This is a genomic window from Thiorhodococcus mannitoliphagus, assembly GCF_010915725.1.
GTDB classification, from domain to species: domain Bacteria; phylum Pseudomonadota; class Gammaproteobacteria; order Chromatiales; family Chromatiaceae; genus Thiorhodococcus; species Thiorhodococcus mannitoliphagus.
Window position 1 is genome coordinate 1 of the sequence record NZ_JAAIJR010000275.1, and the last position, 2,701, is coordinate 2,701.

Here is a 2,701-nt window from a genome sequence, read left to right on the forward strand (position 1 = left end):
TGCGTATTCCAGTGAAACCGGACACCCAGTCCGAAGGAAAGCGGACAGCCGTTCCGATCGAAGCCGGACAGTCAGTCCGAAGGAAAGCGGACACCCAATCCGGTGAAACCGGACAGTGATCGTCGGATCACGATGCGGGTACGTTCTTGTTACTGTGTAACGGCCTCCGCTGTCAAGGTTGAGGTGCGCTTGCGCATGGAGTCGCCGCGCAGCGTGAGCGTGTAGGCGGCATGCACGAGGCGGTCGAGGATGGCGTCGGCCAGGGTCGGATCGGCGAGGTACTCATGCCAATGCTCGAGGGGGAGCTGGCTGGTGACCAGCGTCGAGCGGGTGCGGCAGCGATCATCGAGGATCTCGAGCAGATCGCGGCGCTGCTCGTTGTTCATCGGTGTCAGTCCCCAATCGTCGAGGATGAGCAGATCGGTTTTGGCCAATTCGGCGAGCAGCTTGCTGTAGCGGCCATCGGCACGGGCGATACCGAGTTCCTCGAGCAGGCGCGGCAGACGCCGATAGCGAGCACTGTAGCCGAGCCGGCAGGCCTGATTGGCCAAGGCGCAGGCCAGATAGCTCTTGCCGACGCCGGTCGGGCCGGTGATCAGGACATTGAGGTGTTCGCTGATCCATTGACCGGTCGCGAGGCGGGTCATCAGGATCTTGTCCAGACCGCGCGGGGCGCGGTAGTCGATATCCTCGACGGCGGCGTTCTGGCGCAGCTTGGCCTGTTTAAGGCGGGTTTGCAGGCGGCGGTTCTCACGCTCGGTGGCCTCGCGGTCGAGCAGCAGGCCGAGGCGCTCTTCAAAGCTCAAGGTGGCGATATCGGGCTGCTGCAACTGCTCGTGGAGGGCGTTGGCCATGCCGGACAGACGCAGCTGCTGAAGGCGTTCAAGGGTTGGATGAAGCAACATCGTAGAGAGTCTCCTTGTGGAGCATTGGGGAACGATCCCCGGCGCGCAGCCGGGGCGTGGTGTGGTGGCGTCAGTGGTAGTAGCCGGCGCCGCGCAGATTGGGATGAACGATAGGGTCGGCCTCAGGCGCCGAATTGGGGAGTGGGCGCTGATCGAGCCCCTTAGCGAGGATCGAAGCGAGGCTCTTGTAGCTGATCGTGCCGATGCTCAGCGCCCGGGCACAGGCGGCCTCCAGGCGCGCCTCGCCGTAGTCCTTGCCCAGGCGCAGCACCCCGAAGGCGGCGTTGAAGCCTTGCTGGGGATGCGCGCGCGCGGCGAGCAGGCGCTCGATCAAGGTGCGCGTCGCGGGGCCGTGCTGCTCGGCCCAGCGCAACAGCCGCTCGGGCGTCCAGTCGAGATAACGCTGATGGGACTCGGGCATGTGGGCGGCAACGGTGGTGTAGCCGCCGCGCCGCGTACTGCGGGCATGGCTGGCGACACGCTGCCCCTGGTGCAGCACCTCCACCGTGGTGGCGGTCAGGCGCACATCGAGCTGACGCTTCACCAGGGTGTGGGGGACGGAGTAAGCGTGGCCCTCGACCTCGATATGGATGTTCGGCGCCACGCGCGCCTTGCGCCATTCGGCGTATTCATAAGGGACAGGGGGCAAGGGACGCAGCGCCGGGCGGTCGATCGCCTCGAAGTGGCTGTGCCGCGAGCCCTCGAGCTTCTTGAACGCCCGTGCATTCAGCTCCGAGAGCAGCTCGGCGATGGCGGCATTGAGCGCGGCCAAGGAGAAGAAGGTCTGGTGGCGCAATCGGGCCAGGATCCAGCGCTCGACCAGCAGCACGCCGCCCTCGGCCTTGGCCTTGTCACGCGGCTTGCGCACGCGCGCGGGGATGACCGCCACGCCATAGTGGCGGGCGAAGTCCTGGTAGGTGGGATTGAGATCCGGCTCGTAGCGGCAGGCCTTGCTGACGCCACTGCGCAGATTGTCCGGGACGATGATCTCTGGCGCCCCATTGAAGAAGGCCAGGGCGCGAACGTGCGAGCTGATCCAGTCGGCCAAGTTCTGCGTACGCGTCGCCTCGGCGTAGGTGTAGCTCGAGGCGCCCAGGACGGCGACGAAGATCTGCGCCGCATGCGCCTCGCCGCTGGTGGGATCGACGATGTCTACCGTCTGCCCGGCATAATCGACGAACAGCTTCTCGCCGGCGCGATGGCTCTGGCGCATCACCACATCGACCTGCCCGCGCCACTGTGCGTAGAGTTCGCAGAAGCGGCTGTAGGCGTAACCGTCGGGATGCTCCTCGCGGTACTCCTGCCAGAGCAGGAACAGCGTTACGCCCTTGCCGCGCAGCTCGCGCTGGATCCGCGCCCAGTCGATCGCCTCACGGCGGCGTGGCGCACGCGCCTCCTGCGCATAGAGCAGATGCTGCAGACGCTCCTCGTCGAGGTCCGCCGGCAGTGGCCAGGACAGCCCCGCTGCCTGTGCCCGTTTCAAGCAATCTGACACCGTCGATTTGCCGATACCGAGCGTCTTGGACACCGCACGTAACGACAGCTGGGCGCCCCAACTCAGGCGCAGGATTTCGTGGATCTTTCGCATGGATAACCGTTCTCTTGGCATGAGCCTTCCCTCTTGCAACAGCAAAAGGTTGGCAGCTTACTGGGTTATCCCGCGTCGCGATCCGTGTTCGGACGGCTGTCCGAATTCACCGGAATGCTGTCCGGATTCGCGTCGGATCAGTGTCCGCTTTCAGCTCGGAATGCTGTCCGCTTTGACGTCGGATTGGTGTCCGGTTTGGATCGGAATA

General features: G+C 65.0%; 2 protein-coding genes. Both read right to left on the bottom strand.

All coding sequences use genetic code 11. From position 1 onward, the window contains the following. Positions 1-149 precede the first annotated feature (149 nt). Positions 150-905, bottom strand: a complete 756-nt coding sequence (istB, locus tag G3480_RS26025) for an IS21-like element helper ATPase IstB (RefSeq protein WP_164657108.1) — start codon at positions 903-905, stop codon at positions 150-152. Positions 906-975: 70 nt separating this feature from the next. Beyond that, entirely contained in the window at positions 976-2,514 is a 1,539-nt protein-coding gene (istA, locus tag G3480_RS26030) for an IS21 family transposase (RefSeq protein ID WP_164657109.1), read from the bottom strand. Positions 2,515-2,701 lie beyond the last annotated feature (187 nt).

Coding starts and splice junctions, on each gene's coding strand:
- istB (WP_164657108.1), bottom strand. CDS start 905: ATGTTGCTTCATCCAACCCTTGAACGCCTTCAGCAGCTGCGTCTGTCC.
- istA (WP_164657109.1), bottom strand. CDS start 2,514: ATGCCAAGAGAACGGTTATCCATGCGAAAGATCCACGAAATCCTGCGC.